Here is a 14,771-nt window from a genome sequence, read left to right as displayed (position 1 = left end):
CGGACGAGGCCTCGCAAAGCTCGTCAACTGCTACGGGTATGTGTTCATCGGTTTTAAGGCCGCGTTGTCAATTTGCCAAGTGGTTCAAGGTGTCGTCGATTGCTCTGCGTTCAGAGCGACGAAAACTTTTTTTTGTGATCTTGGGTCTCTAAAATGGCGACCTTGATTCGCTGATAGACATCGGTCTTTTGGAAACCTGAGGGGCAGCACCTGCTATGACTACTACTTCAAAACCTCTGATCGTTATCACGGGTGCAAGCTCCGGGATCGGCCTGGCAACCGCGCGTCTGCTCTCGAGCGAAGGTCACCCATTGCTGCTGCTGGCCCGCCGACTGGAACCCATGCTGGCGTTGCAACTGCCCAATACGCTGGTCTTGTCGGTAGACGTGACCGACCGTGAGGCGGTGGTTAACGCGGTGAAACAGGCCGAAGAACAATTCGGCCCGGTGGATGCCATCGTCAACAATGCGGGCGTGATGCTGCTGGGCAGCATGAGCGAACAGGAGCCGTCTCAATGGGACACGATGCTCGACGTCAACGTACGCGGCCTGCTCAACGGCGTACTGGCCGTGGCAAGCGGCATGGTTGCGCGCAAGCACGGCACAATCATCAACATCGGTTCGGTGGCCGGGCATAAAACCTTCCCGAATCATGCCGTCTATGTGGGCACCAAATTTGCTGTCCACGGGTTGTCCGAAAACCTGCGCGAAGAACTCTCACCAAGCAACGTGCGGGTCGTGACCATCGCGCCAGGCGCAGTTGAAACCGAGCTGCTGGGCCACACCACTGACGAAAGCATCAAGGACGGCTATCAAGAGTGGAAGCAAGGCATGGGCGGTGTTGTTCTGTCGCCAGAAGATGTCGCCAGAGCCATCAGCTACGCCTATTCACAGCCGCAAGGCGTGTGTATTCGCGAAATCGTCATTGCGCCAACCCGTCAGGAACCTTGAGTCCTGTTAACGTTTGCCAGCAAGCTGCGCCCATCACCAAAGCGGTGGGTTGGGAGTGACCACCATGAGTGATCGCCAGATCATCGTTCCAGACACCATGAAATTGCTGGCTGAGCGCGCCGGTTATGCGCCTGCGGTCAAAGTTGGCACAACGCTGTATTGCGCGGGTCAGGTCGGGCGCACGGCTGATTTACAGGTGATAGAAGACCCCGAACAACAGTTTCTGGCCGCCTGGGAAAACCTTCGCCAGGTGCTCGCAGCCGGTGGCTGTGGCTTCGAGGATGTGGTCGAAATGACCACCTATCACATCGACATGAACCAGCACATGCCGTTGTTCAGGCAGGTGAAAGACAGCCTGTTCCCCCGCAACACCTGCGCATGGACCTGTATTGGCGTCAGTGAACTGGCCAAGCCCGGTCTACTGGTGGAGATCAAGTGCATCGCCGTGCAGCGATCAGCGTCTGCGAGGGACTAAGCTCAGCGCTATCGCGCTAATCAGCGCAGCTTTCGTGGTGCAGTTCATGCTATAAACGGCGCCCAAAAAAAAGGAGCTGCAGGTTATGGATATCAAATGCTCGGTGTTTATCGCCGCCAGCGTAGACGGTTTTATCGCTCGGGAAGATGGCGATATTGAGTGGCTGCACTCGCCTGAGTATGAGTGCCCTGCGTTGAATGGCCTCAGCTACGAAGACTTCATGAGCAGCATCGATGCGTTGGTCATGGGGCGCAAAACCCTGGACAAGGTGCTGTCATTTCCTGAGTGGCCTTATGCGGATAAAGCAGTCATCGTGCTTTCCCGTCTAGGCGTGAGCCTGCCTGAACCCTTGCAAGGCAAGGTTGAAGTATTGGCAGGCGAGCCGGCCGATATCGTGGCGCAGTTGGCGGCTCGCGGTATGAAGCATCTGTACATCGACGGTGGGCAGACCGTTCAGGCTTTTCTTGCGGCGGGCCTGATCAATGAGCTCGTCATCACCCGCATTCCCGTGTTGCTGGGCCGGGGTATCCCCTTGTTTGGCCCGCTGGGCACCGAACAGAAACTACGCCTGATCGACTCGGCGATGTCCGATAACGGCTTTGTGCAAAGTCGCTATCAAGTGCTTTGAGTGCCTTTTAGCGTCAGCCCCCAGAACACCAACGCTGCCAGACTGACGCTGGCGCCCAGCGCGCAAACGCCCGTCCACCCATACAGTGTGTAGAGGGTGGTCGAGGCGAGTGCGCCGAGGCCGCTGCCCACGGCATAAAACAGCATGTAGCAGCCAACCACCCGGCTGTGCGCACCCGTGCTGGTACTGAAAATCATGCTCTGATTGGTGACATGAATGGCCTGGGCGCCAAGGTCCAGCACCACCACGCCAAGGACCAGCCACAGGATGGACCAGGGGGTGAGCGCAAGCATCAGCCAGGCCAGTATTAGCAGCGCCAGTGATAAACCGGTGGTCCATTGACCCAGCCCTTTGTCCGCCAACACGCCTGCACGTGCCGCCGCCAAAGCACCGACCACACCGACCAGACCGAAGGTGCCGATGGTGGTGTGCGAAAAGGAGTAGGGCGGGCTCGTTAGCAGAAAAACCAATGCGCTCCAGAAAATGCTCAGCACCGCAAATATAAACAGCGCAAGCATGCCGCGGATTTGCAGGACGCGATCGTTTTTCAATAGCGTGAACATTGAAAACACCAGCTTCGGGTAGGGCATGGGAGGCGTAGAAGGACGCTGCGAAACCAGCGATCTGCAGAGCGTAACCGCCAGCGCCACCATCACCAGCGCCGCGCCCAGATACACCCAGCGCCAACCGGCCATGTCCGCGATCAATCCGGCGGCCAGCCGTGACAGCAGCAGACCGATAACGACCCCGCCTTGAACTGTCCCCACTACGCGCCCGCGCTCTTGCGGCAAACAGGCCGTCGCGGCATAGGCAATCAGGCCTTGGGTCATGGCCGTGCCCATAAGACCGATGGCCAGCATGCTGACTAACATCACCGTCGGGGAGTGCGTCATGCCTACACAGAACAGTGCGCCGATCAGGGCGACAATCTGCATCAACATCAAGGAACGACGGTCCATCTGGTCGCCCAGCGGCACAATCAGCAGCAACGCGAGTACGCTGCCGACCTGAGTAGCAGTGATAACTCCGCCAACCGCAGCCTGGCTAATGGCAAAATCGGTGGCCACTTGATCCAGTAGCGGTTGGGCATAATAGACGTTAGCGACGCTCAACCCGCTCGCGCAGGCAAACAGCCCCACCAGGCTGCGCGGCATGGGCGTATTCGCGGGTTCAGGCGTCAAGAGGCGGGTGGACAGGCATTGATCAATGGACATAGTAGAACCTTTTTTTAATCCAGTCTCAAAAAAAGACCGATTTGATTCTAGGTCTTTCAGTCTTAAAATGAAACTGCTTTTTTGATTCGATCTGATGTCCGACACACACCAAGGAACCGGCATGAGCAAAACCCACAACCCTTCAGCGCAAACCTGCCCTGTGGCACGAACGGTCGACTTGATTGGAGATCGCTGGTCATTATTGATCGTGCGGGACGCCTTCGATGGCGTGCGCCGGTTTGGCGATTTTCAAAGTGGCCTGGGGGTGGCCCGCAGTGTTCTGACCCAGCGCCTCAAGGCGCTGGTTGAAGCGGATATTTTGCAGGTGCGTCCGGCATCCGATGGCACGTCGTATCAGGAGTACGTGCTGACAGCCAAGGGCGAGAGCCTGTTTACCTTGGTAGTAGCGCTGCGCCAATGGGGGGAGCAGCACTTGTTCGAGCCGCACGAAGCCCATTCACGACTGCTGGATACCGTGACACAGCAACCGCTGCCGCTCATGCAGCCAGTGGCGGCGGACGGTCGGGTGATTGCTGCGGAGCAAACCCGGGTCGATAAAGAGGTGTTGTAAATGAGTTTTACCGCTTGATCGCCTGCGCCGCCTGGGCCAGGCGCTGGGTAGCGCTGCGGATTTCTTCCTGGTTGAGCGAGGCAAAGCCCAGGCGCAGGGCATTTTCAGGGTGACCGTCGGGTGAAAACTGGCGAGCGTTGCGTATCACCAGATCAAGCTCCAGGGCTTTTTCCACCAGTTGGTTGACGTCGATTGAGTCAGCGAACCTCACCCACAGCGCCAGTCCTCCTTCCGGTTCCTGCACGGATATCTGCTCGGCAAACGCTTCTTGCAGACAACTGAGCAGCGTGTCCCGGCGCTGGCGGTATTCTCTGGAGACCCGGCGCAGATGCTTCTTCAGTTCGCCGTCATTGATCAAGTCCCCCAGCATTCGCTGCATGACGGCATCGCCCTGGCCCAAGGTCACCGCGGCGGTGCGCTCAAGGGCCTGGATGAGATTCGGCGGAGCAACGATGTAGCTGCAACGAAACGTGCTGCCCAACGATTTGGACAGCGAGCCGATGTAGATCACATGCCGCTGCGCGCTGTCGCTGGCCAGAGGCAAATAGGGGCGGCCGGCAAAGTGATACTCATGGTCATAGTCTTCTTCGATGATGCAGAAATCATGCAGCCGGGCCAATTCCAGGAGTTGCTGACGACGCCCGGCACGCAGGCTGACGGTGGTAGGGAACTGGTGGTGAGGGGTGAGATAGACCATCCGCACGCTGTGCAGCCGGCACAAGTCTGCGAGCTGATCGATTCGGCAACCTTCATCGTCCAGATCCACGGTGACCAATCGCGCGCCCAACTGGCGGAAAATTTCCCAGGCCGGGGGGTAGCTCAGGCGTTCGACCACCACCACATCGCCGGGTTTTAGCATCACGCTGGCCGTCAGGTACAGAGACATCTGCACACCCTGGGTCAGGCAAATCTGCTGCGCGTCCACCGCCAGGCCGCGATTATGGCGCAGCATTTCGGCCAGGGCGTTGCGCAGGTACTGGCTGCTGCTCTCGCTGCCATGGCGCACGGTGTTGGTGGTGAAACTGTTGCGCAAAGCGTTGCGGTAGTAACGGTGCAGCACTGCTTGGGGCAGCAAGCGATGGTCAGAGGCGCCATTATCGAAAAACAGCGCCCCGGCCTGATGTTGCAACGCGATGACCTGCTCGCCCGGGTCGAAATAGATCGCGGCAGGGGTTGGCTTGAGCGCCAGGGCAAATGATGTGGGTGCACTGGGGGCCGCAACTTTTCCCGGCGCCAATAGTGTGCTGACGAACGTGCCGCGACGTTGAAGGCTGACCAACCAGCCTTTAGTCACTGCCTCTTCGTAGGCAAGGATCACAGTTTTGCGATTGACGTCCAGCAGGCGGGCCATTTCCCGCGTACCGGGCAACAGCGTTCCGGGGCGCAGGCGGCCTTCGACAATCGCGCTCACTAACCCTTCGATGATCTTTCTGTATGACGCTTGCGGCTGCGCGCCATCGAGTTTGAGCAGCGGGCGCCATTTACGAAGCTGGACCATATGAATTATCCAAAACTGGAGGTTCTTGGGGTCCTAGTCTAACGCAACAATCGAACCTCAATTGCCCTGAGGTGTTTATGCAGAACCGCCATGTCGTAGAGTTGTTGCCCTCGGGCAAATCGTTTCAAGCCGCTGATCAATTACTCCTCGACGCCATGCTCGCCAGCGGTCTCGCGGTGCCGTTTTCTTGCAGGCGCGGCGCTTGCGGGTCGTGCAAGGTCAAGGTGGTCTCAGGTCACTACCGCGCAAAGCAGCTCGCGCCAGACGCGCCAGCCCCTTGCTACCCGCTGGCGGCGGACGAGATGTTGCTGTGCCAGAGCCATGCCTGCAGTGACATGCGCCTGGAAATACCCGGTTGGTCGTTGGACGCGCCGGTGCGGGACGTCAGCGCACAGGTGATCAGCAAGCGGGCACTGAGCGTGGATGTTGTCGAACTGGTTTTGCTGCCCGCTCAGCCCCTTGAGGTACGCGCCGGCCAGTACGTCAGATTTCGCCTCGACGATGGCGATAGCCGCTGTTTCTCCGTGGCCAATCTGCCTGCACAGGACCAGGGTCAGTGTGTGTTTCATATGCGTCAGGTCAGTGGTGGACTGTTTTCCGAGGGTATTCTGGCAGCCCTGCAAGTGGGCGATGTGCTCACCCTGGAAGGTCCTGTCGGCGCGTGCACCTGGCAGCATGAGGATGAGCGTCCGGTTGTGTTGTTTGCCACCGGGACCGGGTATGCCGGCATCAAGCCGATGCTGCTAACGGCGTTGGACCGTGATGCCGAAGTTACCTTGTATTGGGGTAATTCAGCGCCAGAAGACTTCTACGATACTGAGTTTCTGGATGAGGCCAGCCGCGCCCATCCACGTTTTAAGTGGCATCGGGTGCTGTCGGCAGACGCCCGCGTACAGCAGGTCGCGCAGGCACAACCGCACAACTGGTCCGATAGCCAAATCTATGCCTGTGGCAATAGCGCGATGATCAATCAGGTGCGTGAAACCTGCCTGGCTTCGGGTGTACAGGCCCATCGTTTTGTCGCTGAAGCTTTCGTCCCCAGCGGGGCATTACCGCCAGCTTCATCATTGAAGGCATTGGACCCGGTGCTGGAAAAAGTCGGTCCGCGCTACTCACTGGATGGCATGCTCGCAGCCCGCGAGCAAACGGTACGGGCGTTAGCTGCTATTGCCGAGCAATTAAAAGTCGGCATGACCACCGCGCAAGCCCTAGACATGGCCAGTCAGACCTTGCAGAGCATGGGGGCATCCCACACCTGGCACCCGACCTATATACGTTTTGGCGACGACACCATCCGCACCCCGCGCCAAGGCATTGACCCACAGCGCAAGCTGCGCGCCACCGACATCGCGGTGGTCGACCTTGGCCCGGTGTGGGACGGCTATGAAGGTGATTATGGCGACACGTTTGTCTTCGGTGAGCACCGGCTGTATGAGGACTGCGTCAAGGCGCTGCACCAAGTGTTCGACGAAACCCGCGACGCCTGGCACCGCGGGCTAACCGGGCGCGAGCTGTATGATTTCGCAGAGCAAAGTGCCCATACCAAAGGCTGGCGCCTTGAACGCAACCTGGCCGGGCACCGCATTGCCGACTTCCCCCATGCCCTGTTCGGGCAGGACAAGCTGGCAGAGGTCGAGATCGTCCCGAGCGAAATGGTCTGGGTGCTGGAAATTCAGCTGTGTCACCCCACAGAACCGGTCGGGGCATTTTTTGAAGACATCCTGATTGGCGAGCAACGTAGTCGCTGACAAGGATCGCAAGCTGCAATGCGGGCCGCAGGAGCGCCGCTCAGGTGAGCGGCGAATCCCCAAGACCACAAGATTGCCAGCTCCTGCCTGTTTTTCGCATGTCAAAGGCTGTCGGGCTTCTTCTTGCTCCGTCGACAACGCTCCGAGCAGTAGCGCACATCCTCCCAGCAGCGAGCCCATTTCTTGCGCCAGGTAAACAGCAGCCCGCAGGTGGCGCAGGTTTTGACTGGCAGCTCACTTTTTTTCACAACGACTCACCGTTGTCCAAGGCAGTGAGCAACAACTGGCCGCGATCCCACAGCGCCTGTTGTTTGGCTTCAGGCATGCGGTCGAGGTTTTTGTAGATCATGCCCATGCGTTGATTGCCGCGCAGGCGGTCGCCGTGACGCATCAAAAAGTGCCAATAGAGCGCGTTGAACGGGCAGGCGTCGTCTGTGGTGCTTTCACTCACTTTGTAGGCGCAGCCACGGCAATAGTCAGACATGCGCTTGATGTACTGGCCGCTCGCGCAATAGGGTTTGGAACCCAGATAGCCGCCATCAGCGTGCATGACCATACCCAGCGTGTTGGGCAGCTCCACCCAGTCGAAGGCGTCCATATAGATCGCCAGATACCACTCGCAGATTGCGCTCGGGGCAATCCCGGCGAGCAGGGCGAAATTACCGGTGACCATCAGCCGTTGGATGTGGTGAGCGTAGGCGTGTTCAAGGCTCTGGTTGATGGCCTGGCGCATGCAGTTCATTTGCGTGTTGCCTGTCCAGTAGAACTCTGGCAGCGGCCTGGTATTACCGAAAGCATTGCCGTGTGCATAGTCAGGCATCTTCAGCCAGTAGACGCCCCGCACATACTCACGCCAGCCGATCAATTGCCGAATAAAACCTTCGGCGGCGTTGAGCGCAATATTGCCGGCCCAGTACGCCGACTCCACATCGCTGCACAGCTGACGAAGATCCAGCAAGCCAATATTCAGCGCCGCGCTGATACGGGCATGGAACAGAAAAGGCTCATCGCTGGCCATGGCGTCTTGATAGTCGCCAAAAGCTGCCAAACCCCAATCCAGGAAGTAGTCCCAAAGGGCCTGAGCTTCTGCGTGAGTCACCGGATAATCGAACGTGTCGAGGGCACCATAGTGATCCGAGAAGTGTTTTGCGACCAGCGCCAGCACCTCCTGGGTGATTGCATCCGGGGTGAAACGGGCGGGCGAAGGAGGCCTGACGCCCTTGGGCAATGCCTTGCGGTTTTCTGCATCAAAGTTCCAGGCGCCGCCAACCGGGCTGCCGTCACCGTTGAGCAACAACCGGCTCTTGCGACGCATCTCGCGGTAAAAGAACTCCATGCGCAGCTGCTTTTTACCCTGAGCCCAGCGAGAGAACTCGGCACGAGAGCACAGAAAGCGATCATCGCAATGCCACTGAACAACCAAGCCGCAATCCTTGATGGATTGCTCCAGACGCCAGTCGCCGCATTCTGTCAGGTGGATTTCATACGGTTGAAGCTGTGCTTGCCAGCGATGCAACTCGCTGGGCACTGAACCGGTATTGTCCGGATCATCCAGCTTCACGTAATGCACCTTGATGTCCCTCTGCCGCAAGGCTTCAGCAAAGTGACGCATCGCACTGAAAATCAGGGTGATTTTTTGTGGGTGGTGAGGAACATGGCTGGCTTCCTCCATCACCTCGACCAGCAGCACTGTATCGCGCTCTTTATCCAGCCCCTGCAGTGAGGCCAGGTCGAAAGATAATTGGTCGCCCAGGACCAGGCATAACCGGCCAGGCTTGGCGTTATGGTCCGATGGCGGTGTGGCTCTCATCTGCAGAATGCACTCAAGGAGGTTGAGTGCGGATTCTTGTACAAAATAAATAATTTGTACAAGTTTAATGTGAAGGCATGTCTCGCTTAACCGATCGTGGCGTAACGGCGTTGCCTTTAAGATCAAAAGATCGCGAGGCGAGCTCGCTCCTACGGATTGTATTGATCGTCGTAGCAGTTGCCGAGCTTGGCGAGGCTACGTCCAGGAAGAGTGAATGGGATATCGTGTCGATCCGCTCAACTCGCCAAGGACGCCCATGCTCAGTTCACTCATATCAAACGGTCAGCCACAATCGCCAGACCAGTCAGATCTGATGGTCCCTTGGTGGAGCTTTACTAAAACAGTCCTGGCTGCGACGGCTCTGACGTTAGTACGTGACAGGCTGGTCAGCCTGGATGAGCCAATACTTGATCAGCCGTTCACATTACGCCAGCTACTGCGGCATGAGGCGGGCCTGGCTGATTATGGTGAACTTGTTGACTATCACACAGCCGTTAGCAACGGCGAACCAGCCTGGTCTGCTGATGAAATGATGCAACGCCTCGACGGTGCCCGACTTCGATACAGTCCCGGAGTCGGTTGGCGGTATTCGAATGTGGGCTACTGGCATATCGGCACGCTAATTGAGCGCCTGACGGGTCTGGCGCTTGATGACGCGGTGATGCAGCGGGCGCTTGCTCCTCTGGGTCTGTCAAACGTTCGCTTTGCCAAGGCACGATCAGACTTGCCAGCCTCCATTCCTGGAAGCGCCTCAACTTATGATCACGCCTGGGTGTATCACGGTTTGTTAATCGGCCCTGTCTCGCAAGCGGCGCTATTTCTCAATCGACTCTTCTGCACAGACTTGCTCCCTACAGCCTTGCTTCAGGACATGCAGAAAGCACGAATAGTCGGTGGCCCGATTCCCGGACGACCCTGGATCACACCGGGCTATGGGCTGGGGGTGATGCAGGGAGCAATTGCGGGTGGATATACCCTGACAGGGCACACAGGCTGCGGGCCAGGCAGTGTCATCGCCGTTTACCGTATAAGCGACGGCGACACAACGGTGTGTTGCGCTGCTTTAGAGCAAGGCGCCAGTCATGGCGCTGTCGAAGCCGTCGTTGTTGAGCAGATGATGCAAGTTTTGCGGCCGGAGAGTTGAAGGCTTTCAAGTGTTTCAGGCGTCGATTTCACGATTCCTTCAATTAAACAATTGGATACTAGCCAATTGCCTTCTCTCTTGTCAGAATCCGCACCTTTTTCAGCGTCTTCAAGGATCGATCTCGATGAATTGGCCGGTAATCATGCACGTCTGCGAGGCGGCTTACCCGCTTGGGGTGGTGCAGCGGGCGGCTTATAGTCTGGCGGATACATTGGCTATTGAAGTCTCTGTTGAGACCGGTCAGGTCAAGCTGTCGATTTTCCCGTCTCAAGATCAGCTCACCTTGCCCAGCGCACGCGTACGGCCGCTGGTGTTGCAGCATTTGAATGATTTTGCCCTGCGTAACCATATCAACCGCGAAACTGCCGGGTTGCGAGAGGTGCTGGCGCGTGCGGCATTGACTGGGTGCGGGCTGCCTCAATGACGCTGATCGCTTCTGATACCAGCAGTTATCGTCTGCTGCCATTTCGCTTTATGCGTATGCAGGCCGAAAGTGACCGGGATGTGTTGATCACCTCTGAAACGGGTGAGTACCTTTGGGTCTCTGACCCACAGCTCCAGGACCTCGGCTTTAAGCGTTTGCAACCGGGCTCTGCGTTTTACAGGAATCTGCTTGCCCGGCATTTCATTTACGAGCCCGGCAGGCATGATCCCTTGCCACAGATGGCCGCGCAGTACCGCAGTCGCAAGGATTTTCTCTTTCAGGGCCCGGCGCTGCATCTGTTTGTGGTGACTTTGCGCTGCAATCACACGTGCCAGTACTGTCAGGTTTCTCGCGCCCCTCTGGGCGGTTCAGGGCACGACTTGTCTGAAGCAGATGCACGGGCTGCTGTTGAGCGCATGTTTGAATCGAACTCTCGCGTACTCACTGTTGAGTTTCAGGGTGGGGAACCGCTGCTGGCCTTCGAGCGTGTCCGGCAAATTGTTGAGTGGGTGGTTGAACGAAACGTGCTGGAGCAACGAGATATTCAGTTCGTGATTACGACGACGCTTTATCACTTGACTGACGATATTCTCGATTTCGCCAAGCTCCATCGAATCCAGTTTTCAACGTCGCTCGATGGGCCAGCGTCTTTACACAACGCTAATCGCCCGACGCCGACCCGAAACTCGTTCGAGCGAACGCTTGAAGGTATCCGCCGTGTTCGTGAGCACTTGGGGCACGACGCTGTGTCGGCACTGACCACCTTGACGGCCAGAAGCCTCGAGCAACCACGGGCCATCATTGATGAGTACGTTAAGCAGGGCTTCTCAAGCATCTCATTACGACCCTTGAGTCCTTATGGTTTTGCTTCAAGAAGCGCGCAGCGGCTGGATTACCCGATAGAGCGCTATGTGGCGTTTTACAAGGAGGCTCTGGCTTATCTGCTGGAGCTTAATCAGCAGGGCGTGTACCTGTCAGAAAGCTATGCGAGTTTGTTGCTGAAGAATATCTTGACGCCATTTTCATCGGGCTATGTGGATCTGCGTTCGCCCACGGGCGCGGGGACTGCGGCGCTGGTGTACAACTACGACGGCTATGTGTACCCCTCTGACGAAGCACGAATGCTGTTGGAAATGGGCGAGGAGGGGTTGCGCCTGGGCAGCGTGCATCAACCGTTGTCTGAGCTGCTGCGTTCTCCGGTTATGGAGGCTCTGTTAAGCAGTGGCGTCGCTGAAACCCTTCCGGGCTGTTCAGACTGCGCGCTTGTTGCGTATTGCGGTGCAGATCCCGTGGAACACTTTGCACGTCAGGGCGATCCCGTCGGGCATCGCAGTTTTAGCAGTTTCTGCAAGAAAAATATGGGGCTGCTAAAGCATCTTTTTGAGTTGCTGCGAGATGCCGATGATGACGTTCAGCGTGTCCTGCTTTCCTGGCTCAACCGACGCAGCTATGCCGATGTCGGTTTGGCTGGCTATCGGGGTTGATGATGCTGCGTAAAGACACTCATGTTGAGATTCAGCATTTAACCGAACCCAGATTGCTTAAGGTCATCTCTCTCGAAGAACTCATTGAGAAGGGCACCGCTGTGTGTGCGGGAGATGTGGGCTTTGATGATCTTTTGTTGTGGTCACCTGCGGTCGAGTTGCAACGCAATCCGCAACTGCTATCGCTGCCAGTTGCAGGTTTTCTCATTCCTGAACAATGGGACGGTCACGCAGGCGTCGACAGGTTGTTGATTCACTCGCCCAAAGACCCGGATGTTGTTCGCCCAGGTGATGTGATTGCACTGACGCCCGGTAATTCGCTGGTGCGCGTCCTGTATCGGCGCGGTTCTGACAGCAATTTGTTGTTCATGACAGACCGGTGCAACAGTCTGTGCCTGATGTGTTCTCAGCCACCCAAAGACATTGATGATCGATGGCATATTGAGGAAAACCTTCGCCTCATTGATTTGATGGATCCAGGCGAAGAAAACCTCGGTATCAGTGGCGGGGAGCCGACGCTTTATCGTGACGGTTTGCTGGAAATCCTGGCCAAGTGCAAAGCCGTGCTGGCGCTTAAATCCATTCATGTGTTGAGCAATGGCCGACTGTTCAAAGACCCGGACTGGATCGAATCACTCACATCCATTGATCACCCCCAGCTCAGTTGGGGCATACCGCTGTATGCCGATAACGCCAGTGACCACGACCACGTTGTGCAGGCGCCCGGTGCATTCAGTGAAACCCTGCAAGGGCTGTACAACCTTGCGCGTGCCAACCAGATTGTTGAGATCCGCGTGGTGCTGAGCCAATTGACGACGCCAAGATTGCCAGAGCTCGCGCACTACATCTTCCGTAATTTACCGTTTGTTCGGCATGTTGCATTGATGGGGATCGAAAGCACCGGGCTCGCCAGAAAGCATTATGAGGCGCTCTGGATAGACCCGATGGACTATCAGGATTCGCTCACTCAGGCAGTCTATTTTCTGCATAACCGTGGCTTGCCTGTCTCCCTATATAACCTGCCGTTATGCCTGGTGCCTGAACATTTGTGGCGTTTCACCCGGCAGAGCATATCCGACTGGAAGAATCTGTTTATCGATGCCTGCCAACAATGCGTTGCGAATAAACAGTGTTCCGGTTTCTTTAAATCTCACTCCGCGCGCTGGCAAAGCCGTGGTGTGCAACCACTTTCTACCGAGGCATTCAGTGCCTATGCAAGGAGCGCACAGTGAAACTGCTTGATCGCTGGAAAATTTTGCTTGGGGGGATCACTTTACTTCCCGTCGCGGGTACTGCCTTTGCACAGGCGAACTCGCTACCACTCGCTGATGCGAGCTGGGAGCCAAGGGGCAACGGCCAGTCACCTGTTTTCGCGGACACGCTCAATGCCCCGGATGCAATCAACATGTATGCCGCGCATCGCTCACACAGTTCTCACCGTTCGCACAGCTCCCACAGTTCTCATTACAGCGGTTCAGGCGGCTATAGCGCGCCTCGCTATTACAGCCCGCCGCCTGCCAGTACTCGCAGTTATACAGCGCCAAGCTCGACACACAGCAGTTCAAGTGGTTCTGCTGGATCTTCGACGTCTAATTCGCTTTATGGGCCTTCAGGCCCGGCCAACAGCGCGAGCACGACCCGAACTCGCCCTAGCGAAGCGCAGAAAAACAATCTGGTGATGCGTGTGCAAACGGCGCTGATGGTGCGCAAGTACTACTTCGGCAAAATTGACGGAGTGATGGGCAAAGGGACGCGTGGCGCGTTGATGTCGTTTCAGATGGACAATGCACTGACGGTCAATGGCGCAATGGACACTCAGACCTTGAATGCCTTGGGTATTCGTATTCCATAACCCTGGACCCACGCCCCAGACACGCCGCTGTAGCATTCCCTTGCCGACTATGGTGTGCTGTGCCCATTGAGCCCGGTCATGATTTTTCAGGCTCATGCCTTCTCAGCACTCTACCGATGAGGTCCGTCTCTTGAGCAATACACCGTACGTTCCGCCTAAAGTCTGGACAAACAACGCTCCGTCTGGCGGCCATTTTGCGAGTATCAATCGCCCGGTTGCAGGCCCCACACATGACAAGGAATTGCCGGTTGGCAAGCATCCTTTGCAGTTGTATTCGCTGGCCACGCCCAATGGGGTAAAGGTGACGATTCTGCTGGAGGAGTTGCTGGCAGCGGGGTACTCCGGGGCTGAGTATGATGCCTGGTTGATCCGTATCGGCGAGGGTGATCAGTTTTCCAGCGGGTTTGTTGAGGTCAATCCGAATTCCAAGATTCCAGCCCTGCTGGACCGCAGCGTAGAGCCTGCCATTCGGGTGTTTGAGTCGGGTTCGATCCTGCTGTATCTCGCGCAGAAGTTCGACGCGTTTATCCCGACTGATCTCGCCGGGCGTACCGAAACCCTCAACTGGCTGTTTTGGCAAATGGGTGCTGCGCCTTATCTGGGCGGCGGGTTTGGGCATTTCTATGCGTATGCGCCAGAAAAGCTCGAGTACCCGATCAATCGCTTCACCATGGAGGTCAAGCGGCAACTGGATGTGCTGGACCGTCGTCTGGCTGAAACCCCGTATCTGGCGGGCGATACCTACACCATCGCCGATATCGCGGTCTGGTCCTGGTACGGTCAACTGGTGCGCAACACGGTGTACTCGGCGGCTGAGTTCCTGTCGGCCCACGAATACACCCATGTGCAGCGTTGGGCTGAAGAAATTGCCAATCGCCCGGCGGTAGTTCGCGGGCTGCGGGTTAACCGGACGTGGGGCGATGAGGCGAGCCAGGTGCCTGAGCGGCATGAGGCGTCTGACCTGGATTAACCG

Annotated in this window: 15 protein-coding genes; 11 read left to right on the top strand and 4 right to left on the bottom strand. The window is 57.2% G+C overall.

Translation table 11 applies throughout. The features are described from left to right. The first annotated feature begins 215 nt into the window (after positions 1-215). The 3 genes from TU84_RS23530 to TU84_RS23520 all read left to right on the top strand — a co-directional run bounded on the left by TU84_RS23530 (position 216) and on the right by TU84_RS23520 (position 2,053). A complete protein-coding gene (locus TU84_RS23530; protein ID WP_048373463.1) occupies positions 216-950 on the top strand; it encodes an SDR family oxidoreductase in 735 nt (244 codons plus the stop codon). 64 nt (positions 951-1,014) lie between these two features. Continuing rightward, positions 1,015-1,425: a RidA family protein gene (locus TU84_RS23525; protein WP_048373461.1), complete on the top strand. Its 411-nt coding sequence runs from the start codon at positions 1,015-1,017 to the stop codon at positions 1,423-1,425. Between the two features lie 85 nt (positions 1,426-1,510). After that, entirely contained in the window at positions 1,511-2,053 is a 543-nt protein-coding gene (locus TU84_RS23520) for a dihydrofolate reductase family protein (RefSeq protein ID WP_048373459.1), read from the top strand. Here the strand turns inward: TU84_RS23520 and TU84_RS23515 are convergent. Further along, the gene (locus TU84_RS23515; RefSeq protein WP_048373456.1) at positions 2,041-3,267 is read right to left on the bottom strand and encodes an MFS transporter; all 1,227 of its coding nucleotides are present in this window, start codon (positions 3,265-3,267) and stop codon (positions 2,041-2,043) included. The two genes, TU84_RS23520 and TU84_RS23515, sit on opposite strands and share 13 nt — an antisense overlap. 121 nt (positions 3,268-3,388) lie before the next feature. Here TU84_RS23515 and TU84_RS23510 point away from each other — a divergent pair, with 121 nt between their 5' ends. Next, positions 3,389-3,838 carry a winged helix-turn-helix transcriptional regulator gene (locus TU84_RS23510; protein ID WP_048373455.1) on the top strand — a complete coding sequence of 150 codons (450 nt, stop codon included), beginning with the start codon at positions 3,389-3,391 and terminating at the stop codon, positions 3,836-3,838. A 7-nt stretch (positions 3,839-3,845) separates the two neighbouring features. On the opposite strand, the gene pdxR is transcribed toward TU84_RS23510, so the two are convergent. Then, positions 3,846-5,336, bottom strand: a complete 1,491-nt coding sequence (gene pdxR / locus TU84_RS23505) for a MocR-like pyridoxine biosynthesis transcription factor PdxR (RefSeq protein WP_048373453.1) — start codon at positions 5,334-5,336, stop codon at positions 3,846-3,848. A gap of 77 nt (positions 5,337-5,413) precedes the next feature. On the opposite strand from pdxR, the gene TU84_RS23500 reads away from it, so the two are divergent. Continuing rightward, positions 5,414-7,084 carry a M24 family metallopeptidase gene (locus TU84_RS23500; RefSeq protein ID WP_048373451.1) on the top strand — a complete coding sequence of 557 codons (1,671 nt, stop codon included), beginning with the start codon at positions 5,414-5,416 and terminating at the stop codon, positions 7,082-7,084. 101 nt (positions 7,085-7,185) lie between these two features. Here the strand turns inward: TU84_RS23500 and TU84_RS25825 are convergent, their stop codons facing one another. Together TU84_RS25825 and TU84_RS23495 are read right to left on the bottom strand one after the other, a co-directional pair. Next, complete coding sequence (locus TU84_RS25825; RefSeq protein WP_082148800.1) at positions 7,186-7,332, bottom strand: DUF2256 domain-containing protein; 147 nt, start codon at positions 7,330-7,332, stop codon at positions 7,186-7,188. Continuing rightward, positions 7,329-8,894, bottom strand: coding sequence for a cryptochrome/photolyase family protein (locus TU84_RS23495; RefSeq protein WP_048373449.1), 1,566 nt, complete (start codon positions 8,892-8,894; stop codon positions 7,329-7,331). Before TU84_RS23495 ends, TU84_RS25825 begins: the two co-directional genes overlap by 4 nt. 256 nt (positions 8,895-9,150) lie before the next feature. Between TU84_RS23495 and TU84_RS23490 the strand changes: the two genes are divergently transcribed. The 6 genes from TU84_RS23490 to yghU all read left to right on the top strand — a co-directional run bounded on the left by TU84_RS23490 (position 9,151) and on the right by yghU (position 14,768). Continuing rightward, the gene (locus TU84_RS23490; RefSeq protein ID WP_048373486.1) at positions 9,151-10,038 is read left to right on the top strand and encodes a serine hydrolase domain-containing protein; all 888 of its coding nucleotides are present in this window, start codon (positions 9,151-9,153) and stop codon (positions 10,036-10,038) included. A gap of 124 nt (positions 10,039-10,162) precedes the next feature. Then, positions 10,163-10,462 carry a His-Xaa-Ser system protein HxsD gene (hxsD, locus tag TU84_RS23485; RefSeq protein ID WP_048373447.1) on the top strand — a complete coding sequence of 100 codons (300 nt, stop codon included), beginning with the start codon at positions 10,163-10,165 and terminating at the stop codon, positions 10,460-10,462. Continuing rightward, complete coding sequence (gene hxsB / locus TU84_RS23480; protein WP_048373445.1) at positions 10,459-11,946, top strand: His-Xaa-Ser system radical SAM maturase HxsB; 1,488 nt, start codon at positions 10,459-10,461, stop codon at positions 11,944-11,946. The genes hxsD and hxsB overlap by 4 nt, the downstream gene beginning before the upstream one ends. Further along, on the top strand, positions 11,943-13,178 hold the full coding sequence (gene hxsC, locus TU84_RS23475) for a His-Xaa-Ser system radical SAM maturase HxsC (protein ID WP_048373443.1): 1,236 nt from the start codon (positions 11,943-11,945) through the stop codon (positions 13,176-13,178). The genes hxsB and hxsC overlap by 4 nt, the downstream gene beginning before the upstream one ends. Then, positions 13,175-13,798: a His-Xaa-Ser repeat protein HxsA gene (gene hxsA / locus TU84_RS23470; protein WP_048373441.1), complete on the top strand. Its 624-nt coding sequence runs from the start codon at positions 13,175-13,177 to the stop codon at positions 13,796-13,798. Before hxsC ends, hxsA begins: the two co-directional genes overlap by 4 nt. Before the next feature lie 130 nt (positions 13,799-13,928). Continuing rightward, positions 13,929-14,768 carry a glutathione-dependent disulfide-bond oxidoreductase gene (yghU, locus tag TU84_RS23465; protein WP_048373439.1) on the top strand — a complete coding sequence of 280 codons (840 nt, stop codon included), beginning with the start codon at positions 13,929-13,931 and terminating at the stop codon, positions 14,766-14,768. Positions 14,769-14,771: the final 3 nt, after the last annotated feature.

The organism is Pseudomonas helleri (genome assembly GCF_001043025.1).
Lineage (GTDB): Bacteria > Pseudomonadota > Gammaproteobacteria > Pseudomonadales > Pseudomonadaceae > Aquipseudomonas > Aquipseudomonas helleri.
Note: the sequence above shows the minus strand (reverse complement) of the source record. Positions and strands in the feature narration are given on the sequence as shown.